Annotated in this window: 27 protein-coding genes and 2 pseudogenes; 23 read left to right on the forward strand and 6 right to left on the reverse strand. The window is 32.0% G+C overall.

The features are described 5' to 3' along the window. Nucleotides 1–9 precede the first annotated feature (9 nt). The 12 genes from BJG89_RS03005 (at nt 10) to pcp (ending at nt 12,035) form a co-directional block, all read left to right on the forward strand. Complete coding sequence (locus BJG89_RS03005; protein ID WP_096808486.1) at nt 10–477, forward strand: thioesterase family protein; 468 nt, start codon at nt 10–12, stop codon at nt 475–477. Nucleotides 478–760: 283 nt separating this feature from the next. Continuing rightward, complete coding sequence (locus BJG89_RS03010) at nt 761–1,945, forward strand: betaine/proline/choline family ABC transporter ATP-binding protein (RefSeq protein WP_096808487.1); 1,185 nt, start codon at nt 761–763, stop codon at nt 1,943–1,945. Continuing rightward, a complete protein-coding gene (locus tag BJG89_RS03015) occupies nt 1,945–2,580 on the forward strand; it encodes an ABC transporter permease (protein WP_096808488.1) in 636 nt (211 codons plus the stop codon). The genes BJG89_RS03010 and BJG89_RS03015 overlap by 1 nt, the downstream gene beginning before the upstream one ends. A gap of 15 nt (nt 2,581–2,595) precedes the next feature. Continuing rightward, nucleotides 2,596–3,537 (forward strand): osmoprotectant ABC transporter substrate-binding protein, encoded by a 942-nt coding sequence (locus BJG89_RS03020; RefSeq protein ID WP_096808489.1) that lies wholly within the window; start codon nt 2,596–2,598, stop codon nt 3,535–3,537. Next, nucleotides 3,537–4,229 carry an ABC transporter permease gene (locus BJG89_RS03025; RefSeq protein WP_096808490.1) on the forward strand — a complete coding sequence of 231 codons (693 nt, stop codon included), beginning with the start codon at nt 3,537–3,539 and terminating at the stop codon, nt 4,227–4,229. Before BJG89_RS03020 ends, BJG89_RS03025 begins: the two co-directional genes overlap by 1 nt. Nucleotides 4,230–4,244: 15 nt before the next feature. Continuing rightward, nucleotides 4,245–5,006 carry an alpha/beta hydrolase gene (locus tag BJG89_RS03030; protein WP_096808491.1) on the forward strand — a complete coding sequence of 254 codons (762 nt, stop codon included), beginning with the start codon at nt 4,245–4,247 and terminating at the stop codon, nt 5,004–5,006. A gap of 566 nt (nt 5,007–5,572) precedes the next feature. Next, nucleotides 5,573–6,964, forward strand: a complete 1,392-nt coding sequence (locus tag BJG89_RS03035; RefSeq protein ID WP_096808492.1) for an MFS transporter — start codon at nt 5,573–5,575, stop codon at nt 6,962–6,964. Between the two features lie 229 nt (nt 6,965–7,193). Continuing rightward, entirely contained in the window at nt 7,194–8,798 is a 1,605-nt protein-coding gene (locus BJG89_RS03040) for a M20/M25/M40 family metallo-hydrolase (protein ID WP_096808493.1), read from the forward strand. A 129-nt stretch (nt 8,799–8,927) separates the two neighbouring features. Further along, nucleotides 8,928–9,368: a DUF805 domain-containing protein gene (locus tag BJG89_RS03045; protein ID WP_096808494.1), complete on the forward strand. Its 441-nt coding sequence runs from the start codon at nt 8,928–8,930 to the stop codon at nt 9,366–9,368. A gap of 358 nt (nt 9,369–9,726) precedes the next feature. Next, nucleotides 9,727–10,431, forward strand: coding sequence for a DUF969 domain-containing protein (locus tag BJG89_RS03050; protein WP_096808495.1), 705 nt, complete (start codon nt 9,727–9,729; stop codon nt 10,429–10,431). Further along, entirely contained in the window at nt 10,424–11,350 is a 927-nt protein-coding gene (locus BJG89_RS03055) for a DUF979 domain-containing protein (RefSeq protein ID WP_096808496.1), read from the forward strand. Before BJG89_RS03050 ends, BJG89_RS03055 begins: the two co-directional genes overlap by 8 nt. A gap of 43 nt (nt 11,351–11,393) precedes the next feature. Continuing rightward, nucleotides 11,394–12,035, forward strand: a complete 642-nt coding sequence (gene pcp, locus BJG89_RS03060) for a pyroglutamyl-peptidase I (RefSeq protein WP_096808497.1) — start codon at nt 11,394–11,396, stop codon at nt 12,033–12,035. Between the two features lie 222 nt (nt 12,036–12,257). Here pcp and BJG89_RS03065 read toward each other — a convergent pair whose 3' ends face one another. Further along, nucleotides 12,258–12,758, reverse strand: coding sequence for a GNAT family N-acetyltransferase (locus BJG89_RS03065; protein WP_096808498.1), 501 nt, complete (start codon nt 12,756–12,758; stop codon nt 12,258–12,260). Nucleotides 12,759–12,883: 125 nt separating this feature from the next. Continuing rightward, nucleotides 12,884–13,698: pseudogene (gene yidC / locus BJG89_RS03070) on the reverse strand (membrane protein insertase YidC). Nucleotides 13,699–13,920: 222 nt separating this feature from the next. Between yidC and BJG89_RS03075 the strand changes: the two are divergent. Continuing rightward, the gene (locus BJG89_RS03075; RefSeq protein WP_096808499.1) at nt 13,921–14,733 is read left to right on the forward strand and encodes a metallophosphoesterase; all 813 of its coding nucleotides are present in this window, start codon (nt 13,921–13,923) and stop codon (nt 14,731–14,733) included. Between the two features lie 23 nt (nt 14,734–14,756). On the opposite strand, the gene BJG89_RS03080 is transcribed toward BJG89_RS03075, so the two are convergent. Continuing rightward, nucleotides 14,757–15,365, reverse strand: coding sequence for a C39 family peptidase (locus tag BJG89_RS03080; protein ID WP_096808500.1), 609 nt, complete (start codon nt 15,363–15,365; stop codon nt 14,757–14,759). A 163-nt stretch (nt 15,366–15,528) separates the two neighbouring features. Between BJG89_RS03080 and BJG89_RS14745 the strand changes: the two genes are divergently transcribed. Together BJG89_RS14745 and BJG89_RS14750 are read left to right on the forward strand one after the other, a co-directional pair. Further along, nucleotides 15,529–15,744 (forward strand): hypothetical protein, encoded by a 216-nt coding sequence (locus BJG89_RS14745; RefSeq protein ID WP_232514212.1) that lies wholly within the window; start codon nt 15,529–15,531, stop codon nt 15,742–15,744. Beyond that, nucleotides 15,732–15,992, forward strand: a complete 261-nt coding sequence (locus BJG89_RS14750; protein ID WP_232514213.1) for a GyrI-like domain-containing protein — start codon at nt 15,732–15,734, stop codon at nt 15,990–15,992. The genes BJG89_RS14745 and BJG89_RS14750 overlap by 13 nt, the downstream gene beginning before the upstream one ends. 121 nt (nt 15,993–16,113) lie before the next feature. Here BJG89_RS14750 and BJG89_RS03090 read toward each other — a convergent pair whose 3' ends face one another. Further along, nucleotides 16,114–17,319 (reverse strand): putative multidrug effflux MFS transporter TcaB, encoded by a 1,206-nt coding sequence (locus tag BJG89_RS03090; RefSeq protein WP_096808501.1) that lies wholly within the window; start codon nt 17,317–17,319, stop codon nt 16,114–16,116. A 257-nt stretch (nt 17,320–17,576) separates the two neighbouring features. Between BJG89_RS03090 and BJG89_RS03095 the strand changes: the two genes are divergently transcribed. Together BJG89_RS03095 and BJG89_RS03100 are read left to right on the forward strand one after the other, a co-directional pair. Further along, complete coding sequence (locus tag BJG89_RS03095) at nt 17,577–17,957, forward strand: GtrA family protein (RefSeq protein ID WP_096808502.1); 381 nt, start codon at nt 17,577–17,579, stop codon at nt 17,955–17,957. A 307-nt stretch (nt 17,958–18,264) separates the two neighbouring features. After that, complete coding sequence (locus BJG89_RS03100; protein WP_096808503.1) at nt 18,265–19,134, forward strand: cation diffusion facilitator family transporter; 870 nt, start codon at nt 18,265–18,267, stop codon at nt 19,132–19,134. 119 nt (nt 19,135–19,253) lie between these two features. Here BJG89_RS03100 and BJG89_RS03105 read toward each other — a convergent pair whose 3' ends face one another. Beyond that, nucleotides 19,254–19,616, reverse strand: a complete 363-nt coding sequence (locus BJG89_RS03105) for an aggregation-promoting factor C-terminal-like domain-containing protein (protein ID WP_096808504.1) — start codon at nt 19,614–19,616, stop codon at nt 19,254–19,256. A 370-nt stretch (nt 19,617–19,986) separates the two neighbouring features. On the opposite strand from BJG89_RS03105, the gene BJG89_RS03110 reads away from it, so the two are divergent. Next, nucleotides 19,987–20,673: a 2,3-diphosphoglycerate-dependent phosphoglycerate mutase gene (locus tag BJG89_RS03110; protein WP_096808505.1), complete on the forward strand. Its 687-nt coding sequence runs from the start codon at nt 19,987–19,989 to the stop codon at nt 20,671–20,673. 187 nt (nt 20,674–20,860) lie between these two features. Here the strand turns inward: BJG89_RS03110 and BJG89_RS03115 are convergent, their stop codons facing one another. Then, nucleotides 20,861–20,965, reverse strand: coding sequence for a putative metal homeostasis protein (locus BJG89_RS03115; protein ID WP_017722768.1), 105 nt, complete (start codon nt 20,963–20,965; stop codon nt 20,861–20,863). Nucleotides 20,966–21,187: 222 nt separating this feature from the next. Here BJG89_RS03115 and BJG89_RS03120 point away from each other — a divergent pair, with 222 nt between their 5' ends. The 5 genes and pseudogenes from BJG89_RS03120 (at nt 21,188) to adcA (ending at nt 26,554) form a co-directional block, all read left to right on the forward strand. Next, entirely contained in the window at nt 21,188–22,633 is a 1,446-nt protein-coding gene (locus BJG89_RS03120; protein ID WP_096808506.1) for an MDR family MFS transporter, read from the forward strand. 126 nt (nt 22,634–22,759) lie between these two features. Continuing rightward, on the forward strand, nt 22,760–23,089 hold the full coding sequence (locus BJG89_RS03125; protein ID WP_096808507.1) for an ASCH domain-containing protein: 330 nt from the start codon (nt 22,760–22,762) through the stop codon (nt 23,087–23,089). 583 nt (nt 23,090–23,672) lie between these two features. Next, a complete protein-coding gene (locus BJG89_RS03130; RefSeq protein WP_096808508.1) occupies nt 23,673–24,044 on the forward strand; it encodes a cystatin-like fold lipoprotein in 372 nt (123 codons plus the stop codon). Between the two features lie 27 nt (nt 24,045–24,071). Continuing rightward, nucleotides 24,072–24,686 carry a DsbA family protein gene (locus BJG89_RS03135; RefSeq protein WP_096808509.1) on the forward strand — a complete coding sequence of 205 codons (615 nt, stop codon included), beginning with the start codon at nt 24,072–24,074 and terminating at the stop codon, nt 24,684–24,686. 323 nt (nt 24,687–25,009) lie between these two features. Beyond that, nucleotides 25,010–26,554 (forward strand): annotated as a pseudogene (adcA, locus tag BJG89_RS03140) (zinc ABC transporter substrate-binding lipoprotein AdcA). The last annotated feature ends 77 nt before the right edge of the window (nt 26,555–26,631 follow it).

Here is a 26,631-nt window from a genome sequence, read left to right on the forward strand (position 1 = left end):
GAGGTTAATATGACTCAATTTCAATATCGAACAACTGTTAAAGATATTTGGGTAGACCATAATCAGCATATGAATGATGCTGAATATAATCGTGTATTTAGTGATGCTACAGATGCTTGGCTTGCGGAGCTAGGTTTAGATATGGAAGCCATTGACAAACTTCAGTACACCGTTTTTACTTTAGAGAATCATGTTATGTATTTAAAAGAAATTAAAGTAGATGAACCGATTACGGTAAAAGTGGCATTATATGATTATGATGCTAAACGGTTGCACGTATTTATGAATTTAGTAGATTCTCAAAACACACGCTGTGCAACGTATGAAGTGATGCTCATGGGGATGGACACAACGACTGGTAGACCATCAGCGTTCCCAGGAAAAATTAAAAATGCTATAGATGATTATGCGCAGTTGGGTGGGATTCAAGTAAAACCAAAAGAATTAGGACACCTTATTGGCATAAAACGAAAATAAAATTTTAGAATTAATTTTGAGCTATTGAATGTAAATTTACTTCAATATTTTAATAAACAAAATTTACAGTTATAAATTGTTTATTTTCATTTATTGAGTTATCTTAATATATAGTATGGATAAAATAAGTCGAAATTAATCTTTTTGACCGACACATGAATAAAGTAGGGCTAGTTGTGCTACATGTTTTTACTTATTTTCGGATTTGTATAACATCCACAGGTAGCCCTATATTTATAAGAAACTTTTAATTGAGAATATAAGTATAGAAAGGAATTAACACATGTTAAGTATAAAAAACTTATCTAAAGTCTATGGCGGCACAAAAAAAGCTGTCGATAATATTTCATTAGAAATTGAATCTGGTGAATTTATCGCATTTATAGGTACAAGTGGAAGCGGTAAAACAACTGCTTTAAGAATGATAAATAGAATGATTGAAGCTACAGAAGGAGAAATTGCAATCAACGGCAAAAATGTTCGTAAAATGAATGCTGTTGAACTACGTAGGAAAATTGGTTATGTAATTCAACAAATTGGATTAATGCCTCATATGACCATTAAAGAAAATATTGTATTAGTCCCTAAGTTATTAAAATGGTCTGAAGAAAAGAAAGAGAAAAAAGCGAAAGAGTTAATTAAACTTGTCGATTTACCTGAAGAATATTTAGATAGATATCCTTCTCAACTTTCTGGCGGGCAGCAACAACGTATTGGTGTTGTTCGTGCATTAGCTGCTGAACAAGATGTCATTTTAATGGATGAACCGTTTGGCGCATTAGATCCAATCACGAGAGACACGTTGCAAGACTTAGTGAAACAATTGCAACAAAAATTAGGTAAAACATTTATTTTTGTTACACATGATATGGATGAAGCGATTAAACTGGCAGACAAGATTTGTATTATGTCTGAAGGGCAAGTCGTTCAATACGATACGCCAGATAATATTTTACGTCATCCTGCAAATGATTTCGTCCGCGACTTTATTGGTCAAAATAGATTGATTCAAGATAGACCTAATATGAGAACTGTTAAAGATGCAATGATCCGACCAGTAACAGTACATGCAGACAATTCATTAAACGAAGCGGTTAAAATTATGAGAGAACGTCGCGTGGATACAATATTCGTAGTTGGAAACAATAGTAGGCTGCTTGGTTATTTAGACATTGAAGATATAAACCAAGGACTACGTGGTGGGAAAGAACTTATAGACATGATGCAACGTGATATTTATAGAGTGAGAGTAGATAGTAAATTACAAGATACAGTACGCACAATCTTAAAACGTAATGTAAGAAACGTACCTGTTGTAGATAGCGATGAAGAAACACTGATTGGATTAATTACAAGAGCAAACTTAGTTGATATTGTTTACGATAGTATTTGGGGCGAATTAGATGAAGATATCAGCGCACAAAAAAATGCTATTGTTGAGCCCGACAATGTAGGAGCTGATAAGTAATGAAAGACTTTATAGATCAATATGGTGGGCAACTGATATCTAAAACAGTTGAACATTTCTATATCTCAATCATCGCTTTATTAATTGCTATTGTAATCGCGGTACCAATAGGGATTTTACTATCTAAAATGAAAAGAACATCTAATATTGTATTAACAATTGTTGGGGTGCTTCAAACAATCCCAACATTAGCGGTATTAGCTGTCATGATACCGATATTTGGTGTTGGTAAATTACCTGCAATCGTAGCATTATTTATATATGTATTATTACCAATTTTAAATAACACTGTATTAGGTGTACAAAACATAGACGACAATATTAAAGAAGCAGGCACAAGCATGGGTATGACACGCTTTCAATTAATGAAAGATATTGAATTACCATTAGCCTTACCGCTTATTTTAGGGGGTATCCGACTATCTTCTGTCTACGTAATTAGTTGGGCTACTTTAGCCAGCTACGTAGGCGCGGGCGGTTTAGGTGATTTTGTATTTAACGGATTAAACTTGTATGACCCATTAATGATTATAAGTGCAGCGGTATTAGTTACTGCATTAGCTTTATTCGTAGACTTCTTACTTTCAATCGTAGAAAGATGGGCTGTACCTAAAGGATTAAAAGTATCCAGATAATTTGAGGAGGACATTATGAAGAAATTGAAACAATATTGTATTGTGCTTGTGTTGTGTCTGACGGTCTTATCTGGATGTAGTTTACCTGGATTAGGTGGCAACAGCTCAGAAGATGATGTCAAAATTACAGCGCTAGCAACAAGTGAATCACAAATTATGTCTCATATGTTGAGACTGTTAATAGAACATGATACAAACGGTAAGATTAAACCGACACTAATCAACAATTTAGGATCAAGTACGATTCAACACAATGCGTTAGTTAATGGTGACGCTAACATGTCAGGTACAAGATATAATGGTACAGACTTGACTGGCGCATTAAACGAAGACCCGATTAAAGATCCTAAAAAAGCAATGAAAGTAACACAAGATGGTTTCCAAAAGAAATTCGATCAAACATTTTTTGATTCATATGGTTTTGCAAACACATATTCATTTATGGTAACGAAAGAAACTGCAGAAAAATATAATTTAGATACTGTATCAGATTTGAAAAAGCATCCAGAACTTCGACTTGGAGTGGACAGTTCATGGTTAAATCGTAAAGGTGATGGCTATCCAGGGTTTACTCAAGAATATGGATTTAAATTTGACACGATTAGACCAATGCAAATTGGTTTAGTATACGATGCGTTGCATTCAAATAATTTAGAAGTAGCAGTGGGTTATTCCACAGATGGCCGTATTGCAGCTTATGATTTAAAAGTATTAAAAGATGATAGACACTTTTTCCCACCCTATGATGCGAGTGCGGTAGCTACAAATGAATTGTTAGACAAACATCCAGAATTGAAGCCAATTATTGATAAATTAGCTAAGAAAGTATCTACAGATGAAATGCAAAAATTGAATTATCAAGCAGACGGTGAAGGTCAAGAGCCTGCTGTGGTTGCAGAAAAATTCTTGAAAGCACATAATTATTTTGAAGACGATAAGAAAGGTGGTCAAAACTAATGGAAGGTAATTTATTACAGCAATTAGTAGAATATTATTCAGTTAACTATGGCTACCTTTGGGATTTATTTTTAAAACATTTATTAATGTCTGTATATGGTGTATTATTTGCTTCCATTGTCGGTATCCCAATTGGTATCGTCATCGCAAGATACAGTAAGTTCTCTGGTTTGATTATTACGATTGCGAATATTATCCAAACAGTTCCAGTCATTGCGATGTTAGCGATTCTTATGTTAGTTATGGGGTTAGGTACGACAACAGTTGTAGTCACAGTCTTCTTATATGCTTTATTACCAATTATAAAAAACACCTATACAGGTATTATGGGTGTAGATGTAAATATTAAAGATGCTGGTAAAGGCATGGGGATGACACGAAACCAAGTGTTGAGAATGATTGAACTACCTTTATCGCTTTCAGTCATTTTAGGTGGATTAAGAATTGCACTTGTAGTAGCAATTGGCGTTGTAGCAGTGGGATCATTTATCGGTGCGCCAACTTTAGGCGATATTGTTATTCGCGGTACAAACGCTACAGATGGTACGACATTTATCTTAGCTGGTGCAATACCTATCGCATTAATTGCTATTTTAATTGATGTAGGTTTAAGATTATTAGAAAAACGCTTAGACCCAGCACACAGAGCAGAGAAAAGAAGTAAACAACAACCACAAACGATTAATGAATAGAAGGTCGTGAAACAGTTGGCAATATTATCGATTAATTATAATTCAAAAACAATAGGCATGCATCATCATTTTATGGTGGTTTTACCAGAAGATGCAAGTTATTTTAACAAAGAAGCACAGCCTAAACCCTTAAAAACTTTATTATTATTACATGGTTTATCAAGTGATGAAACGTCCTATATGCGCTACACCAGTATTGAACGCTATGCGAATGAACATCAACTTGCAGTTATTATGCCTAATGCAGACCATAGCGGTTATAGCAATATGGTATTTGGCCATAAATATTATGATTATATATTAGAAGTGTTTGATTATGTACATCAAATCTTGCCATTATCTCATAAAAGAGAGGATAATTTTATTGCAGGTCATTCTATGGGTGGCTATGGAACAATTAAATATGCTTTAGCTGAGGGCCATCGATTTGCAAAAGCTTGCCCATTATCTGCTGTATTTGATGCTCAGGCATTTATGGATTATAAATGGTACGATTACTCAGGAGAAGCAATCGCTGGCATATCTAAAAATGCAAAGGGCAATGAACTAGACCCATATTATTTAGTTGAACAAGCTATGCAACAACATAAAGCGATACCAGAATTATTGATTATGTGTGGCACAGAAGATGAATTATATGAAGATAATAAGAAATTTATTAATTATTTAGACGAAAAACAAGTGTCATACTTATTTGAAGATGGACTAGGCGCACATGATTATGCTTATTGGGATTATGCGATTAAACGTGCGATTCAATGGTTCGTTGAAGCATAATCATAAAGTGTTATCTTTTTAATTCTAAAATAAAAAGAAGACAATTTTCCAAATTACTGGGAAATTGTCTTCTTTTATGTGAAATGGGTTATTTTAATGTAGCTCTAATGTCATTTAATACGGGATGCTATATTTTGATTAAATGCACAGTACTATAATTATTATCGAAATACAAGGATATAAAGATATATTATTTAAATTTTCTGATAATGGTAAACATATAATACAGATTTATATATTGAATGATCAAAGTAGAGGTATTGTGCTAATGAGATAAAATATTTGGTCACGGTAACTCATAAATAAGATAGTTTATATAAATGTTAAATTTCTTTCTAGGTATATTTATACACTATATGCACTGTTTTTTAGCAATATTAACCACTTAGTGTTATTTTGGATATATTGACTTTTGAAAAATCATTTGTTTTTTTGATAAGTAAAAAGTCATATCTATATTATAGTAATTATTTTAAAAGGGAGAAAAATGTTTTTGTGGTTTGATAGTCAAAGCCACTGATAATAATTACTGCTTGTTTCATGGGGGATTAGGAGGCAAAAAATATATGGAAACAGAACGACCGTTTGAAGGAGATAATCGGCTTCTTCTAGGTATTTTTTTAAGTGTGATCACATTTTGGTTGTTTGCTCAATCACTCGTTAATATTGTTCCCGCACTGCAATCATCTTTTGATACGAACTATGGAACAATTAATGTAGCTGTAAGTTTAACAGCATTATTATGTGGTCTATTTGTCGTTGGTACAGGTGGACTTGCTGATAGGTATGGCAGAGTTAAAATGACTTACATAGGTTTATTTTTAAGTATATTAGGTTCTTTACTTATTATTATACCTGGATTCATTCCATTACTCGTTATTGGGAGAGCCATACAAGGATTATCAGCAGCTTGTATTATGCCTTCAACATTGGCAATTATCAATGAATATTATATTGGTAGAAGGCGCCAACGTGCGTTAAGTTACTGGTCTATAGGTTCATGGGGCGGTACAGGTATCTGCTCATTCTTTGGTGGTATTATGGCTACATTTGTAGGCTGGCGTTCTATATTTATAATATCTATAATCGTAGCATTATTATCTATGTATTTAATGAAACATGCGCCGGAAACGAAAGCAGTTCAAACTGAGCTATCCAAACGTGCCAAATTTGACATCGTAGGATTAATTATACTGATAGTTGCAATGCTGAGTGTCAATCTAATTATTACACAATCTTCAAATTATGGTTTCTTTTCACCGTTTATTTTGATGTTAATTGTGATATTCATCATTTCAATTATTGTATTTATATTATTTGAAAGTAAAATTAAAAACCCATTAATCGATTTCAAGTTGTTTAAACATAAAGCGTATAGTGGTGCTACAGTCTCTAACTTTTTATTGAACGCTGTAGCAGGTACATTAATTGTTGCAAATACGTATTTTCAATCAGGTTTGCATTTCACATCTTTTCAATCAGGTGTAATGACAATCACTTATTTAGTAGCAGTTTTAGTTATGATTCGCGTTGGTGAAAAAGTTCTACAAGCAATCGGTCCCCAAAAACCGATGCTTATAGGGGCAGGGCTGAACGCTATAGGTATTATCTTAATTTCATTAACATTTTTACCGACAACAGTTTATGTTGTTAGTTGTGTGCTGGGTTATTTAATATACGGTATCGGTTTAGGTATGTACGCAACACCTTCAACAGATACAGCTGTCACCACAGCACCAGAAGACAAAGTTGGTGTAGCGTCCGGCGTTTATAAGATGGCGTCATCGCTAGGTAATTCATTTGGTGTAGCTATTTCAGGTACCATATTTAGTATGATGACAGCGAAGCAAAATATTCATGTGGGCGCCATGTATGGTTTATGGTTTAATGCTACACTTGCCATTATTGCGTTTATTGCTGTGTGGTTGCTAGTACCGAAACGCCAATTTAATAATTAAATATAATAAGCTAGCTCGTAAATTGAGCAGAAAAGATGATGCACCCCAAAAGTTGGATGGACAATTTGACTTTGAGGGTGCATTTTTAAATGCATATTATTGATTTAAGGAAGTAGTAATATAATTTTGTGCGGTAAAACTAAGGTAATTGTATATTTTAATGAAAATATTGGTTATCATCTAAGATACATATTATAATTTAGTGAACGTTTACATAGGAGGGGTAAATTTGAAAAATACACTATGGCAAAATGAAAAAGAGCGACTCGCTTTATTAAAACGGCTTGTAAAACATTCAACGGTTACGAATACCCAAGGTGAAAAAACTTTTCCTAGTTTAGTGCACCAATTATTGTCACAACTTAATTATTTTCAAAAAAACTCTGACCATATACAAAAAGTGTTGACTGAAGATGATAAAGAAGCACTCATCGCTTTTTATCATGGTACACGGACAGGTAAAACAATCGTTCTAGTAAGTCATTATGATACAGTAGGGGTATCCGAATTTGGTTTTTCAAAGGATATCGCTTGTGACCCTGATAAATTAGCTTATTATTTTCAACAAAATAAAGGCTATCTAGATGAAGATGCTGTAAATGATTTAATCAGTGGAGATTATTTATTTGGACGCGGAATAATGGATATGAAAGCAGGTTTGATGTTGCACCTGTCATTAATTGAGTTAGCTTCAGTGGAAGCGTGGGATATTAACCTTATATTAGTAACAGTGCCAGATGAGGAAGTACACTCTTCCGGTATGAGAAAAGCAGTAGAAAAACTCGCGGCATTAAAAACTGAATATCATTTGGATATTCAATTACATTTAAACAGTGAGCCTACGTTTCAACAAGCATCTATTGATGACCAACATTACATATATTCAGGGTCAATTGGAAAAATAATGCCTGGTGTGCTTTGTTATGGTAAAGAAACACACGTAGGCCAACCACTTGAAGGATTGAGTTCTAGCTTTATGATGAGTTACATTACGCAAGCACTGGAATATAATACCCAATTAAAAGAGTGCTTTGAAAATGAATCAACGCCTTTGCCTGTTACATTGATGACGAGAGACCTCAAAGATACATATGATGTTCAAACACCTTTTAAAACCATGGGATTATTTAATATATTTTTATTCAAAAAGACTCCGAAAGATATCTATAGCGCTTTTATTAATACTGTGATTACGGCTGTAGAACGTTGTGAATCAGAATGGCTTTCTATATTAGAAGAAGAAAATTATCAATTTGATACGAAAATAAACGTTCTGACTTATGAGCAACTTAAGCAGTATGCAATCAAACGATATGGTGTGAATCATATAAATCAAGTTATAAACCAGACAATCAAAGAAACAAGTGAGTTACATTTACAAAGCGTTAATGTCGTAGATAAATTGATGCAATTATGTAAAAATATTGCGCCTGCTGTTGTAACATTTTTTGCTTCACCATACTACCCTGCGGTTAATACTTCGTATGACGAGGGTATAGAATCAACGATTCATTTAGTCCAAAACACACTGAAAAATCAATTCCAACGTAATAGTGAACGTGTACATTATTTTAATGGTATAAGTGACGCCAGTTATTTGAAGTTTGAAACTGATATGGATGATATGACATTATATGCTCAGAATGCGCCCAATTTTAATCAAACGTATTCAATTCCTTTTGAAGCCATCAAAATGATTAGCGCACCTACATTAATGCTGGGTCCCATCGGTAAAGATGCGCATCAATTAAGTGAACGTTTGCATAAACAAAGTGCATTTGTAGAATTACCAGTTATATTAGAAACTGTTATTAAATCATATATTAAACCATAAAGATTATCATATTTACTGTTTAAGTATAATTCTACTTGTTAGTGGATAAGCTATTACGATATATTATGAAGTATAAATTTAAATATTGGTTTTTAGGGTTAATTTTAAACGGAAAATGGAGTGTCAAATATGGTAGAAGCCTATAAAGATTTTTGGAAAAAATATATAGATTTTCAAGGTAAATCAAATAGATTAGAGTTCTGGACACCAGTATTGATTCATATCATTTTGGTATTTATTGTAGCTATCATAGGCATTATTTGCTTTGTTACAGGGGTGTTTACGGTTGCAGCAATCATATCCGCTATCGTAGGCGTTTTTGTATTAGCGATGATTGTGCCTATGTTTGCAGTCACGTTACGGCGATTTTACGACGCCGGTAGAAAAAGAAGTACTGCTATTTTGCTTATTGGTATAACTATCGTGGTGAATATTTTATTTGATATAATTCAAATCAATAGCATCGCTGTGATACTTAACGTGATTGCGTGGCTTTGTACAATTATATTAATTGTTGAAACTTTACTACCATCACGTCACGTTGGTGAATCAGAACTAAAATGGTTGTAATGCGTTTCCAAACACTTAAATAAATGTGCATCTGTGAACCATTCCGAATGAATATGAGATTAACGATAGTTGACCGAAACAAAAATGAATTGACGCCTAGCTTAAAAAGCACTACTTTTAAAGCGCCGTATCTAATGAATAACTAATGCATGAAATAACTCATGAGACTTATTTTTATAGTCATCCATGTATGGACGTATAGACGGAATAAGGAAACCTTTTAATCAATAGGGGTTCTATTTCGTCTATTTTTTATATTATTTGTTAAAGATTAAAAATTTTCAACTGAATATTATCAGAAAATTCATTGTATTGAAAAAATGAAACCTTTAATATAAAGAAAAAAGGAGGACAGAAAATGGAATGGCTAAAATTGTTAGGTATTTTAATTATCGTATTAGGATTTTTATTTAAAATTGATACAATCGCTGTTATTTTAATAGCCGCGGTGGTAACAGGAATTGTATCTGGATTGGATATACACGCAATTCTTGAAACATTAGGTAAAGCATTTGTTGATAATCGTTTAGTAACACTTTTTATCTTAACACTACCTATGGTCGGTTTAATTGAGCGATTTGGCTTAAAGAAGCAAGCTTCGAATATGATAGGCAAAGTAAATAAAGTGACGAGTGGTCGTTTAATGACAATATACTTATTGATAAGAGAGATTGCAGGCGTCGCTTCAATACGTATTGGTGGGCATCCGCAATTTGTTCGTCCACTAATTAACCCAATGGTGCAAGGGGCTTTAAGAACACGTTATAATTTGCAAGAAAATGAAGTAGAACCAGAAGATATTGAAAAAATTAAAGCTCAAACTTCTGCTATGGAAAATTATGGTAATTTCTTTGGACAAAATTTGTTTGTTGGTGCGGCTGGCGTACTCTTAATGGTGGGAACATTTCAATCATTAAATATAAAAGTAAATGCTATAGACCTTGTTCTAGCATCATTACCCATTACTGTTATCGTTTTTATGATTGTATGGATTAATAATGTAAGGTTTGATAAATATTTAGATAAAAAGTATGGCAACAAGCAGGTGAAACAACATGAGTGATCAAACATTAAATCAGATTTTAGAAATTTTTTACATATTGATTGGTTTACAATTACTTTATACCGCTTATCGTGTACTAAAAGCCACCTCAAATAAAAAGAAATATAGTACAGCATTATTTTGGATTTTATTAGCCATCTTATTTATTGGCGGTCCATATATACCCAATGTTGTTAATGGCGTATTTATTTTAGTTATGGGGGCATTAACGCTATGTAAACAAGTCGTTATTAAAAACATTGTAGATGTAAATGATACACAAGGAGATAAAGGTTCGAAAAAATATGGAAATAAATTATTTATACCAGCTATAGTGCTGGCAGTCGCTGCGGTTATTGTTTCAAACTGGACACCATTAGGCGGAGCTATCGGACTAGGAGTGTCTTCTATATTAGGACTCATTGCTGCTTATATAGTCATAAAACCAAATGGAAAGTATGTATTGTATGATAGTGATAGACTAACACAGCAAATTGGTACAGTAGGGATATTGCCACAATTTTTGGCAGCGTTAGGTGTGCTATTTACCGTTAGCGGCGTTGGTGATGTCATTTCCAAAGGGATATCCTCATTTTTGCCCGAGGGAAATCATTTAATAGGTGCTGCTGCCTATGTGATTGGTATGGTACTTTTTACAATGTTGATGGGGAATGCATTTGCTGCTTTTACAGTTATCACAGCAAGTATTGGTGTTCCTTTTGTTATTGCGCAAGGTGGGGATCCAGTTATTGCAGGTGCACTAGCAATGACAGGTGGATTTTGTGGAACGTTATTAACACCGATGGCTACTAATTTTAATACATTGCCAGTCGCACTATTAGAAATGAAACAAGAATTTGGTGTTATTAAAGCCCAGGTGCCTGTTGCGTTTATATTGATTTTGATTCATATAGGATTGATGTACATTTGGGCTTTTTAAGTAATTTGATGAATATTTAAACAATGAAAGGAGATTTCAAATGATGAAAATTTTAGTAACAGGTTTTGACCCTTTTGGAGGAGATACAATCAATCCAGCATTAGAAGCGGTTAACTTATTACCATACGAGATACAAGGTCATACGATAGAAAAATTAGAAACCCCGACAGTTTTTAACAAAAGTAAAGTAACCATAGAAAATAAACTTAAAGCAACCCATTTTGATATTGTCTTAGCTATAGGGCAAGCTGGTGGTCGATTTGAATTAACACCAGAACGCATAGGTATCAATATAGATGATGCACGTATACCTGATAATGAAGGCAATCAGCCTATAGATGAGATGATACAATCATCAGGTGACGCTGCATATTTTTCTAATTTACCAGTAAAACGTATGACAGAGGCAATTAAAACAGCGGGTGTACCAGCAAGATTATCTAATACAGCAGGTACGTTTGTATGTAATCACATTTTATATCAATTGGGGTTTTTACAAGCAACTCAGTTTCCAAATATTAAATTTGGTTTTATTCATGTCCCTTTTATTCCAGAACAAGTTACAGACAAACCAGAACAACCTTCTATGTCCATTCAAACTATCGCAAAAGGATTGAAAGCTGCGCTTGAAGCCATTATTGAATCAGATGAAGATATCAAAGTCGCTCTAGGAGAAACGCATTAAGTATACTTTCTAATCAGTTAATGTAATAGAATAGCAGTAAAATCCATCTAGATAACGATTTAATTTAATGTTATTTACAAGTTCTTATTTGAGAGAAAAATATATCCAAAATTAATTTAATAGAAGTTAAGACATGATTTAGAAAAAGGAAAAGGCGTGAGACAGAAAAATACAAGCGCACTAGCGCTTGTATTTTTTTTATGTTTTGTTTTTTAAAATAGTTTAATGATCATGTTCTGTTCTTATATAGTCCATACGAATTTCGTTATAAGTTTTTCCAAAGTAAGTCGGTTTCTTATCATCAGTTACCTTAAATCCAATTTGCTCATAAAAATGAATAGCATTTTCATTCTCTTCGACTACCCATAGTGTTACATTATCAGGATAAGACAACTCTAACGCGCGTTGTGTAAGCGCATAGCCAATCATATGACGTTGATACTCTTCTAGTAAATACAGCGCAAATATTTCACTCCAGTCATCCGAAGAAGAAGAGGACTGTGTTTTACCGTAAGATATAAACCCTACGACTTCATTGTCGACAATCGCAACTAAGGTTGGCACATTGTGTAAAAAAGACTGTTTAATAAATTGTTCTTTATCAAGATTTTCTAAGTAATTATTTTTGGAAAGGTGATTGTAGGTTTCTAGCCAACTTTCATAGTGAACAATTGCTTTACCACGCTTATCTGTTTCTGTTAAGGGTCTTATAGTAAATTCCAAACAAAACTCCCCCTTTGTCTACCAAATTGAATTTATTATAGCATCAAAAGTTTATAAAAGAAATTTTTTAAATACAAAATGATATTCATAAAAAAATATATAACGGGAACATATTGATATACTTACTAAGTTATTTTAAGCCTTGTTTTATGCATTTGTTGTTGTAATTGAACCGCTTCTTTTTTGACTAATCTACTATAATATGTATGCGCAAAGTGCATTGTAAAATTAAAAACAACCCGCTAAATGACCAATACAAACCTAGTGCAGCAGCAGAATGTAATGTAATGAAATGTACGTAATGAAAATGGGAGAGAGCACCATTAATATATAGTGAGTTTTTCTTTGGTCTTTAGGATAATGTATTGTATTCACGAGAGGTTGAACAAAATAAATAAGCGCTGCAATGAATGACATCCATAAATTAGGTTTCGTTAAATCGAACCATAAAAAATATGGAAAACGGTCAATACCACCATTACTAGGGAACTTTAGTGTAATAATAAGACCAAATAATATTGGGAATTGGGTTAAAATAGGTAAGCAACCAATGAGGCCTTTCAATGGATTGATACCATATTGCTTGTAAGTAGTGATAAGTTTTTTGTTAGCTTCGCGTTTGTCTTCTTGTGTTTGTGCCTCATTTAAATGTTGTTTGATAACATCTAACTGTGGTTGAACTATTTTTGTTTTTTCTCTCATCAGATGCATATTTTTAACTTGGATTAACATAAAGGGCATTAAAAATAGTCGGATAATCAGAACAATAGCAATGATGACTATACCATAGTTATTAACAAACAAATGACCTAGCCCATGCAAAAGTGCATCAAGAGATCTAACAAAAATATAATAAACGATGGTTCTCTTCTTGATTTGAATAACCACAAGCAGTTAAACATAAAGACAGACCCATTAAGGCTGTCCATTTTCTATTCATAAAAGATACCTTCCAATCTGCAATGTAATAAACTTAATTTTAACACAATTGTATGTAATTTTTAATCGTTTCCAAAGTAGCTTTAAGGGTGTTTTTAGAAAAAGAAATATATTTTATATAAAATGCAAATTGTTAAGATTGAGAGAAAAACGAAATATTTAATGAATAAACTGGAGTTATGTCATAATGAAATTGTTACAATAAATAAGGAATGTGATAATTATGCAAATAGGGGTCATTTCTGATTTACATGTAGATAGACATAATCAATTAACACCGAAAGACTATCAAGCAGCTTTAGTTCGTATCATACAAAAACGACAAATTGAATTACTATTGATTGCCGGAGATGTGTCAAATCATTATCAACGAACGAAACAATTTATAGAAAATATTGAAATAAACGCGCAAATAAAAGTGTTATTTATCCCGGGGAATCATGATTTTTGGTCAGCAGAAACTGGGATCACATCATCTGAAATTTTAGATACTTATATTAAAATGGATAATTGTTTAATTGATCAACCCTATGTTGTCAATGATGAATGGGCCATTGTTGGTAATACAGGTTGGTATGATTATACGTATGCCAATTCTAAATTTTCATTGGAACGGCTTGCACGAAGAAAGTATTATGGTGCTACTTGGCAAGATAAAGTGAAAATAGATTGGCCAATGGAAGATAGAAAATTATCAGCTATAGCTGCTAAACAAACAATTAAAGATATTGAAAAAGTAAAACACAAAAAAATTATATTAATGACTCATATTGTTACACATCCTAAATTTGCTGTCCCTATGCCACATAGGATATTCGATTATTTTAATGCATTTATAGGTACATCAGATTTTAATAGTATTTATACAAGTTATGATATCAAGTACAGTATTATGGGCCATGTTCATTTTAGAAATACATTTGAAGAAAATGGCGTGACGTATATTTGCCCTTGTTTAGGGTATCAACGAGAGTGGCGTACGTCTGATATAGAGCAAGAGATTGATCAGGCTATGCATCAAATTGTGATTGATTAATGGGTGTTTTGTTTTAATTACTTTTATTGAAAATGTAGGCTCATGCGACCAGGTGTGTTGTAACTTGCTTCTAGTTTTTCTTTTTTAATTTTAATAATTTGGTATTTATTTGGAAAAATAGCAGGGAATATAATTGATTTTTTTAATCTTGACCATAATGGATCGATATAATAATAATGATGTTTATCATAACCAATAAGTACTGTGACATGAATATTAGAGACTAATTTCTGAGATTGATTGTCAAATTTAAAAGTGCGTTTAAATGGTTTACGGCCTAAAACAGTGTGATAAATGATAACAGGTTGGCCATGATCAAGCGTGTCACATAATGTTTTAAGTGATTGACCCGTACTGTCAATCATACGCGCATCATATTTTTGTAAATATGGAACTAAAGCATTTGGAAAGATTGTTTGGTGGTAGCCGCGTTTAACCCATAAATGATGGCCTACATAACCTTTGTACGGATTATTATCATGTTTAGGCCAATGTTTCATAATATGGGAGGCGAGCACATTATGATTGTTGAATTGTAATATCATTGCGCATGCGATACCTTCACATCCCATAATCATTGGGATTGGAAATAGTTGACTGATTGGTTTAACTGCTAATATTTTTTTGTTCATAATGAGTGACTCCTGTTTCAATTTATGAGTAACAATTAACTCTAGTTAATATTTTTATTATATATCTATTGCCGTGAAGCGCCTATAAAGTTGCTTAGCGTATTGTTAATATTAGAAATTATTTTATAAATTTAGTTATAATAACCAAAAGGGGTTGGAAGAGATGAAATATAGAATAGAAACAATATCAAAAACGTCAGTTATAGGTGTTCAAAAAGAATATATAACTGGGCAAAAAGCACAAGAAAATATTTTTAAATTCTGGATGGAATTCGAAGCAGCAGGCCATAAAGATCAGTTAAAACTTCAAAGCAATCGTCATTTAGACGGCTTGTTAGGCGTCTTTACACCCAAGGCCAATGAGAGATGCATTATTTAATCGGTGTAACGAATGAGGAAGCGCAGAATAATTGGCAACAAGTTGATTTAGCTGAAGGAAGGTACCTTGTCTTTGACGCAAAAGGACCGGTTCCAGAGTCAATAAAACGAGCGATGCAAACCATTAACAGAGATATCTTACATACTTTAGATTATGAATTGAGAAACGCACCTTTTTTTGAATTATATAAATCAGGTGATGTAAATTCAGAAGCATATGTTACAGAAATTTGGTTGCCTATTTTGTAACAAATGATGTTAATAGAGTAGATAAAATTCAATCAAGAGATATAAAAAGAACAGGGTAAAGAACACATTTTCTAAAAATTGTTCGCCCTGTTCTATCATTTAAATGATTAAAATAAGATATCTATTTTAATTGTTTATTAAATAAAATAGATTTAAAGACAATTTCTAAACAAATAATGAGTATAGCAGTTATAACTAAAATAGTGATATATGGTAAAACACTGTATTCGCCTTGTAAACCAACAAGTGGTGACATTATGCCGCCAAGTATAAACTGGAATAAACCTAAAAGGCTTGAGGCATTACCACTACCGCCCGTTCGTGATTCCATCGCTAGGGCAAAACTTAAAGGCCCTATGCCTGTTACAGGACACACGTTTAAAAAGAATGCAATAATTAACACCCACAATGGTAGATGAAGTGTTAAAGTTACAATGATTAGTATGACGCCCACTATTTGAATTGTTGTCAAAATAATTAACAATAGATATCTATTCATATATGCAACCAATTTTGCTGTAAGTTGACTCATAATGATTAGCCCAACGCCGTTAAATGCAAATAAATAGCTGAATTGTTGAGGAGTCATGTCGTAAATTTTCTGTGTAATAAACGGTCCTGCGGCTGAAAAGCTAAATAACATGACGTATGTTAAGCCTTGTAAAACCATTGGAATAATAAATGCAGGTTTTTTAAATAAGGCACCGAAGTCTTTAAAGATAGCACTAAAATTCAATTTAGAGAGATTTGTTTTATGTGTTTCTTCTAAATGCAACATTGATAATATCAATATGATGATACTCACTACAGTTAAAATTAAAAATATGGCTTTCCAATTGGAAATGGTTAATGCATAGCCACCTATAATTGGAGCAATAATTGTAATAATGCCATTGATCACAAGTAAAGAGGCAAGTCCTTTAGCTAAAGCCTTACCTTCATGTTGGTCGCCCATTGTCGCTTTAGCGATAACAATAGCGCCTCCCCCAGTTAAGCCTTGAAATAGTCGCAATAGAAGTAAAAGGCTCATAGAGGTTGTAAAAACGGCAAATAATGAGGCAATGGCATAGATTGAAATAATGATTAAAGCCATTTTTTTACGTCCATATGCGTCAGATAGGGGACCGAAGATAAATTGACCGATAGCGAGTCCAATCATCGCAAATGATAAAGTGAGTTGAACCTGCGATACAGAAGTATTAAAATCACTTTGCACATTTGGTAATGAAGGTACATACATATCTATAGTTAAAGGTCCAAACGTAGTCATTATACCCAACACAATAATGACCATGGTTGGTAATTGACGATTTGAAATTTTGTCCATGTTTGAAACTCCTTTGAAATTGTCTCTAATCCCTTATTATAAACATGTTAAGTCATTTTGTAACTATTGTTTTGAATTTAAGTTCATGATGAGCCTAATATGATGAGAGACGTGGATTGGTTATATGGTAAGTGGATGGTTTATATCACACACGACATACATTTTTATGGTAAAGTATGATACTAGATAATACATGTAATTTTATATTTTGATAGTAATCATCCGAAATAATTTGGAATTTACTAAGGAGTAAAATAATGAATTTAACTAAAACGCACTATGAAGTTATTAAATTTGTAATTGTAGGTGGCATGAACACTTTTAATTATTATATCGTTTATCTTTGTTTATTGAAATTACTAGACTTGAATTATTTAGTTAGTCATATAAGCGGCTTTCTCATCAGTTTTATTATTTCATATTATTTAAATTGTTACTTTGTTTATAAAGTAACGCCAACGTGGAGGAAATTTTTGAAATTTCCATTAACGCAAGTGGTCAATATGGGGATGCAAACTTTATTATTATATATTTTTGTTCAATGGTTTAGCATTTCATCAGTTATAGCCCCTTTTGCAGGGTTGGTTATCACAATACCAGTTACATTTTTACTCTCTAAATATATTTTAAGAGACTAATAAAGGACGTATAGAATCTAAACAGTATGCGAACAATGGAAGGCTTCATAGATGCAATAAAAGATAAGGTACAATGGTAACGACATTTAAGTATTAAAACGGCCGGCGGGGTAATGAGATCTATTTAGAACAATTGATTTCGGCTCCGCTTATTTTTTATTCTCACTCAATATTATAATTAATATTAGGAAAGGCTAAAAAAATAATTAGTGTTTTTATATTAAATAATTTTTGAATAAAAATTGTTGTAAATATGCTGGTGATAAGTCATAATGAGTATTCAATAATGTTGAAGGTGGAAATAAAGATGAGTCAAAATGAAAAATTGAAAACAGCTCAAAAAGGAGCGTTTTTAAGTTTAACCGTTTATGTCATATTATCAATCATTAAATTTATAGTAGGCTATTTATATAATTCAGCGGCTGTTAAAGCAGATAGTTTAAATAATATGACGGATATTATTGTGTCATTAGCAGTGATTATCGGTTTAAAAATCTCTATTAAACCTGCAGATAAAAACCATCCATATGGTCATTTGAAATCTGAAAATATTTCATCATTACTTGTTTCGTTTATTATAATGTTTGTCGGTATTCAGGTTATTATAGAAAATGCCCCAGAGTTATTGACTGACGAGCATGAAACGCCTAATATTATAAACATTTACGTCAGTGTCATTAGTGGTTTGATTATGCTGGCTGTATTTTACATTAACCAAAGCATTGCTAATCATACAAAAAGTAGCTCGTTGAATTCTGCAGCTAAAGATAATTTATCAGATGCGTTAGTGAGTATAGGGACAGCAATTGGTTTAGTGTTCACGCAATTTGGTTTTCCTATTTTTGATACGATATTAGCTATTATTTTAGGTTTACTTATTATATATACAGGTTTTGGTATTTTCAAAGAGTCTATCTTTACATTAAGTGATGGTTTTAATGAGCAAGAGTTAGAGGCTTATCGAAATTATGTATTAGAAATTGAAGAAGTGATAGATGTTCAAAATATTAAAGGCCGTTATCATGGAAGTAGTATCTTTGTAGATGTGACCATTGTGGTTGAATCTAATATATCCCTAGAAGAAGCGCATCAAATTTGCGATAAAGTAGAACAACATATGCATAGTAAGGGTATATCTTCAGTTTATGTTCACCCAGAACCCAGATCAATTCAGTAGAATAAATAACTAAAATTTTATATAAAAAGCGATGTAAGCATCTAATATGATAGACACTTACATCGCTTTTTTTTAGCAAAAAAAATATATAATGAGGGGTAAATTCACTATTTATGTTTTTACCACCAGCCGTTTGCAACGCGGAATTCAATTGCTGCATCGATTGAGCCATAACGGTCTTCAGCATATTGAATCATCCCTTTAGTTTGCTCTGTTACTGAACCAGTACCCCAAGCTTCTTTAGTTTGTCCTAAACCTCTGTAGCCTAATTCATTTACGGCATCCGGATTACCGCTTGATTCTGGCATTACAATATGATCCCATAATGCTTTTGTACCGCCTGCAGCAATAAATTCACTATAAACATCATTGTTTACTTGTGTTGTTTCTGCAGCATCAGCTATAGATGCGTTTGAGTTTAGGCCAACTCCAGTTGTAGCGATAGTAATTGATGCAAAAGAAGCTAATAATAATTTTTTCATTGAGAAAAATCCTCCTATTAATTTTTTGTTTGAATGAATTATACTTTGTTTAATTATTGATTTTTTGTGTTAAAAAAATGACATCTTGTTTTATTAATATGTTGTTTCTTATTCAACGATTTCAACTATAACATCATTAGATAGGCTATAGGTTACAGTTAAATAAAAATAAAATGTCATTTATGAATAAAAGAATACAATTATTTCAAAATACAGTGTAAATTGTTATAATTTTAATATATAGAGTGACGATTTAAATAGAAATAAGCGTCATATAAATATTTTTAAGCTTTTTTTAATATGATTGATTGTAACGGTTTTGTAAATGTAGTAATTAATATCATTTTAATTAATGGAAAGAAGGAATAGTATGCCAAAGTTAATTTTATGTAGACACGGTCAAAGCGTGTGGAATGCAGAGAATCTCTTTACAGGTTGGGCAGATGTTGATTTATCTGAGCAAGGGAGAACCGAAGCAATAACTTCAGGTAAAAAAATAAAAGACCAAGGTATCGCAATTGATGTTGTATTTACTTCATTATTACAACGTGCTATTAAAACAACCTATCATCTATTAGATGAATCTCATCAATTATTTATCCCTATCGTTAAAACTTGGAGACTAAATGAGCGTCACTATGGTGGGTTACAAGGTTTGAATAAAGATAAAGCAAGAGAAAAATTTGGAGAAGAACAAGTGCATACGTGGAGACGTTCATATGATGTAGCGCCACCTAATCAAAGTGAACAACAAAGAAATGACTATTTAAATGATCGAAAATATGAACACTTAGATAGAAGAGTGATGCCAGAATCTGAAAGTTTAAAAGATACGCTCGTTAGAGTTATACCTTATTGGAATGATCAAATATCACAACAATTATTAGATGGTAAGACTGTCTTAGTTTCTGCCCATGGTAATTCACTGCGAGCGTTAATTAAATATATAGAAGACGTTTCCGATGAAGATATAGTAGGGTATGAAATTAAAACGGGTGCACCATTGATTTATGAACTTACAGATGACTTAAAAGTAATCGATAAGTACTATTTATAATTATCATAAGATATCTATTTTTAAAATAAAGTTTAAGTATCGCATTAATATAGTAACTTAAACGGTATAATAAGTGACTGATTTCTCAATACACCTATTTTTATGTGTTTTAGAAATCAAGTCACCATTGAGAAGCGGAATGACGAAATCAAAGGTAATTGTTTTTGGTTTTGAAATTTCGCTCTTTTTATTTATTTCGCTTATGTTGCTGGATAATTTTACGTGCACGTTTTCTTGTTTTGATATTTGGACTGTTGAGATTACGACGTGCTGTTTGTAAATCTAATTTCATAATAAGTTCCTCCTTTATCTAAAGTTATTATGCAAGATAAAATCAAAAAAGTAAATAGTAATTATTACGATTTACAAAGGTGCATCTATTTTTTAACTTAAACAGCATCAAATTAAACCAAAAATTTCAAGTTTTTTTAATGCTAAATACATATAAAATAGGTATAATGCAGAAATGCGACTAACATAAGTTGATAAATTTTTAAAATATAGGAGTAAGAAAATGGATAAGAAAACAAAAATTATAATGATTTTGATGATGTTGTGTGGTGGTTTTTTTGGGTTATTAAACGAAACGCTATTAACAACAGCATTACCTAGTATAATGAGAGATTTTAAAATAGATTATACGCAAGTACAATGGCTTACAACAGCTTTTCTATTAACGAACGGTGTTGTTATTCCATTGTCAGCGATGATTATCCAAAGATTTTCAACAAGAAAGGTATTTTTAACTGCAATATTTATATTTTTTATAGGAACAATCATTGCAGGATTTAGCCCAAACTTTACTATTTTATTAAGTGCAAGAATTGTTCAAGCGCTTGGTTCCGGAATTATGATGCCTTTGATGATGACGACCATTTTAGATATATTTGAACCGCATGAAAGAGGTAAATATATGGGGACATTTGGTTTGGTTATAGGTTTAGCGCCAGCTATTGGCCCAACGCTATCAGGCTACCTTGTAGAATATTTTAACTGGCGTTCATTGTTTCATGTAGTAGCACCGATTGCGGCACTTACATTTATTGGTGCACTTAAATTCGTGAAAAATGTTGGAACGAATCGTAAGACACCTATTGATGTTTTCTCCATTATCTTATCAGTTATAGGATTTGGCGGTTTACTCTATGGTACAAGTTCAATTTCACGTGATGGATGGAATGATCCTGTTGTATTAACAACTGTAATAGGTGGCATTATTTTAGTGGCCCTCTTTATCTTGCGTCAAACGCGTTTAGACAATCCATTACTTGATTTTTCAGTATTTAAAGATAGCCAATTTGCGATAGGTATTATTATTATGGCCTTCACTATGATTTCAATGATTGGTTCTGAAACAGTATTGCCAATGTTTGTACAGAATATTATGAATGATTCTGCACTTCAGTCAGGTTTAATATTATTACCAGGAGCCATTGTTATGGGTATTATGTCAGTGATTTCTGGTTTGTTATATGAAAAATACGGTGCTAAATTATTGGCATTTATTGGTATGTTTATCGTAGTAATTACAACGTCTTATTTTGTAATAATGGATGAACAGACATCATCAGCATTATTAGCAACTGTGTATGCAATTCGTATGATTGGTATAGCGCTTGGGTTAATGCCACTGATGACACATACTATGAACCAACTTTCACCAGAGATGAATGCACATGGCTCTTCAATGACCAATACTGTACAACAGATTTCAGCTTCTATTGGTACAGCAGGTCTAATAACGATTATGAGCCAAGTTGCTAAGAACTATACGCCAGATATGTCTGATTTTAAGGATATGGGCCAAAAGGAAATGGCAGCAGAGGTCCAACATCAAGCGTTATTAAGTGGTTATCATGGCGCATTTTGGTTTGCAGTCATTATATCCATCTTGAGTTTGATTAGTGTGTTTATGTTGAAAAGCAAACGACAAATTAGATTAGAAGAGGACAAAAATTAATAATCTAAACACAGTTATATTTTGTTTCTATTTTTGTAGAAACTTGTAAAACGTATTAATAATATGATAATTTGATATCAACCTAATGCTTATGAAGAATGGAGCGTATATACTATAGAACACTCGATGCACTTAAACAACGAACCCTTTCAATTAATGAAAAATGGCATAAAAACGATTGAAATTAGATTGAATGATGAGAAAAGGCAAGACATTAAAAGTGGCGATTATATCATGTTTGAAAATTTAGAAAGCAAAGAAACGCTAAAAGTCATAGTTATAGAAACGGTAGTATTTACTTCGTTTCAATCTTTACTGAAGCAATATTCTAATAAAGAAATAGGAGCTAAATCAGAAGATCAATTGTCTCAAAAAATAGCTGCTATATACCAAATTTATTCTCAAACTGATGAACTTCATTATGGTGCATTAGCTATTAGAGTGGAAGTAGTTTGATGAAAACGAAGGATGCACCTTGTTTTATTTATATATAAGGTGTACGCGTTGACATTTTTTTAAATTAATGGAAATTAGATTTTATAGAGAAAGTGGGACAGAAATTATATTTTATAAAATGATTTCGTAGCCTCACCAAGAATGATGAGAAAAAAGCATACAAGAGATTTGGCTCATGCATAAGTGCTACTAAGCTTCATAAATGAAGAAGTAGCACTTTAGAATTAGTACTTTAGAAGCGGTGTTTTAAAAGCTTGATATAAGTGCACTTTTATTCCAAACATCTACTGCCAATATGATATTTAAGGCTGACACATTATGTATGTATCAGCTTCTTTTATATGCTGTTAGCAATGGTATCTAGCCATTGAAATATATAGATTATATACCAATTTCTTAATAATTGTTATCTATGTTTTGCTTATTCAGTATAGAGATGATTACATGAGTCAAATTTTTAAACACAAAGTAATTAAGCTGAAAATAATTAGTATTGTTCTAGTACATACCGTGATTTCATTGTATGATAAACAGTATGGATAAATAATACGATATAAGTAGGTTTTGTACTAGGAGTGGGAATATGAAAAAAGTTATGACGGTGACTATTATTTCAATAATAATGATGGTTGGATGTAGCAGCGGGAAATACGCTGAAGCAATTGATCAAGCAGTAAAACAACAAGCACAATATCAAAAATTTTTAGCAGATAAACAAAAAGGCGATGTCGAATCCACATACGAAAAAAAAGATTCAAATATATATGTTTACGAGAATGGCAAATATGTAATCATTGCTTATAAACCTTTAAAAGATGATGACGAAATTCATTATTATACGTATAAGATAAAAGATGATAAAGCGCATTACTTAGAAAATTTTAACACTAAAGGTTATACTCAAAAGCATGAGCCAGACTATAAAGAAGAAAATATGGACTTAGAGGAATCATAATATAAAGAAGAAGGTGCACATTAAATAATGAAAAAACGATGGTTAAGTTTGTTATTGATAACAGTATTATTATTGGTTTCAGCCTGTTCAAATGACGACGACGAACATGTACATAAAGATGATAAATATGGTGAAAACGGTAAAATTAAAATCATTGAGTATGGAGATTTTAAATGCCCGTATTGTAAAAAGGTAGAACAAAATATTATGCCTAAATTAAAAAAAGAATATATAGATACTAATAAAGTAGATTATCAATTTGTTAATATGGCCTTTTTAGGAAAAGATTCAATTAAAGGTGCTAGAGCAGGGCATGCTGTAAAACAAATTGCCCCTGAGCATTATTTAGATTACCAAAAACGGATGTTTAATCAACAACCAGATTCAGAAAAAGAATGGATTACTGAGAAACTCGTTGATCAACAAATAGATCAATTAAATATTTCTACTCCTAAAAAAGAAGAAATTAAAAAAGATTATAAGACCAAAAATAGTAAATCTTGGAAAGCTGCTGAGAAAGATCAAAAGCAATATAAAGACAATCATATTAAAACGGCGCCAACTGTATATATCGCTGGTGAAAAGGTAGAAGATCCATATAAATATAAAAATTACAAAGAAATATTAGAAGCAAACGAATGAATAGAATAACGTAATAACTAGCTCTATTTTGTTAGTAAGGTTTCTTTTTAATGTGTCATAAAAGGTCTGTATTGGTAAATTTAATATAAACGTATACTCAAAATAGTTATTTATTATTCAATGCGTTTTGAAGCTGGAACATTTTAGTGTTCCAGCTTTTTTTAATTCTATATTAACTAGGCGTACTATAGAAAAGACGTTAACAAAGCATTTTAAAATAAATCGTAATAATTACGAAATAATTTCAGAATAACTATTGCACTTTCATAAAGGTAGGGTTATAATTTTAAATCGTAACAGTTACTATTTAAGGAGGAGAAGAAATGAAAAAATCAATATATTTAATGTCTATTATCATTATATTATCGATGATCGCGACAGCGTGTGATGTGTCTAAATCGAATAGTGATAAAGAAGACGATGGGAAAATAGAAATAAATACTACAGTATTTCCCCTGAAATCATTTGCTGATCAGATTGGTGGCAAATATGTTTCGGTGAAATCGATTTATCCGCCCGGTACAGATTTACATAGTTATGAGCCAACCCAAAAAGAAATAATGAATGTAAGTAAAGGGGATATGTTTTTATATACAGGTGATGATTTAGACCCTGTTGCTAAAAAAGTAGCTTCAACGATAAAAGACGATGACATAAAATTATCACTAGAAAATAAAATCGATAAATCTGAATTATTAACAGACCAACATGACGAGGATCATGGAGGACATGAGGGACACGAGCATCATGAAGGACATCATCACGGCGGGTACGATCCACATATTTGGTTAGACCCTCATTTTAATAAAGTGTTTGCAAAAGAAATTAAAGATGAATTAATTAAAAAAGATCCAGATCATCAATCATATTATGAAGAAAATTATAAGAAATTAAAAAATGATTTAGATACGATAGATAACAAAATGGAAGACATCACTAAAGATAAACAAGGGAATACTGTGTATATCTCCCATGAATCAATGGGATACCTGTCACAAAGATATGGTTTTGTACAAAAAGGCGTGCAAAATATGAATGCCGAAGATCCATCTCAAAAAGCATTGACAAATATTGTTAAAGAGATTAATGACTCAGGAGCTAAATATATCTTATATGAAGCAAATGTTTCTAATAAAGTTACTGATACGATTCGCAAAGAAACTAAAGCTAAGCCATTAAAATTTAATAACATGGAATCATTATCTAAAGAAGAATTGAAAGATGAAAAGTTAACCTATCAAAATTTAATGGATAAAAATATTAAACATATTGATATGGCATTAAGCGACAATATTAAAACTGAGGAAAAACATTCACATAATAAACATGATAAAGCTATTGCTGATGGGTATTTTAAAGATAATCAAGTAAAAGATAGAAAACTAACAGACTTTCAGGGACAATGGCAATCCGTATATCCATACTTACAGGATGGTACATTAGATGAAGTGATGAAACATAAAGCTGCTAATGATGATAAAATGGATGAAAAAGAATATAAAACATATTAAGAAAAAGGTTATAAAACAGATATAAATAACATAGACATCACAAAAGATACGATTACTTTTGAAAAAGATGGCAAAAGAATGACGGGCCATTACGTATATGATGGCAAGGATATATTGAAATATGAAAAAGGTAATAGAGGCGTACGATATACATTTAAATTAACAGATGATAATAAAGCATTGCCAAAATTTGTTCAATTTAGCGATCATAATATAGCACCTAAAAAATCAGCTCATTTCCATATTTTTATGGGAAATGATAAACAAAAAGTTTTAAAAGAATTGGATAATTGGCCAACATATTACCCACAAAAATTAAATGAAGAAGAAATAAAAGAAGAAATGTTAGCACATTAAGCTGTTAACATATTGGTCTATTTTAAAATTATACATTTTAAAAATGAGGATGAATAAAATTTTGTTATAAGGGAATG

The sequence above is a fragment of the Staphylococcus nepalensis genome (genome assembly GCF_002442935.1).
Classification (GTDB): domain Bacteria; phylum Bacillota; class Bacilli; order Staphylococcales; family Staphylococcaceae; genus Staphylococcus; species Staphylococcus nepalensis.